The sequence below is a fragment of the Streptomyces beijiangensis genome (assembly GCF_017315755.1).
GTDB lineage: Bacteria > Actinomycetota > Actinomycetes > Streptomycetales > Streptomycetaceae > Streptomyces > Streptomyces beijiangensis.
The window spans coordinates 1-453 of record NZ_JAFLRJ010001074.1; the positions used below are offsets into that span (position 1 = coordinate 1).

The following is a 453-nucleotide window of genomic DNA, read 5'->3' on the forward strand; positions in this document are numbered from 1 at the left end:
CAGCGGCCCTTACGTACGCTGTGGCCTCCGAGGACGATGGACGGGGAGCAGCGGGTGGGCGAGGGGCGGGCCGGATGGATACGGGTGCCGGTGGGCGCCGAGGCGGCGCGGTGGGCGACGCGCGGGCGGTGCCGCACGGTCCTGTTCGTCGTGCACAACGTGGCGTCGGCGACCAGGCTCCTCGACGTCCTGCCGCTGTTCCGTGACGACCTGCGGGTGCAGACGCTGGTGACCTGTACGGGGTCGTCGGCGTTCCGGGGCGGGGTGGCGAAGCTGCTGGCGGGGACCGGGCTCGCGGTGCTGCCGTGGGACCAGGCCGTGGCCACTCCGGTGGATCTGGCGATATCGGCCAGCTTCGGCGGTCAACTTGGCTCCATTGCAGGGAAGTTGACCGTACTTTCGCACGGCGTCGGATACACTAAGAGGCTGGCCACACCGGACACCGGACACCGG

At 71.1% G+C, this 453-nt stretch carries 1 pseudogene; it reads left to right on the forward strand.

Features of this window, described 5'->3' with window-relative positions:
- Positions 1 to 36: 36 nt before the first annotated feature.
- A pseudogene (locus J0695_RS40610) lies at positions 37 to 453 on the forward strand (hypothetical protein); the annotation flags it as partial.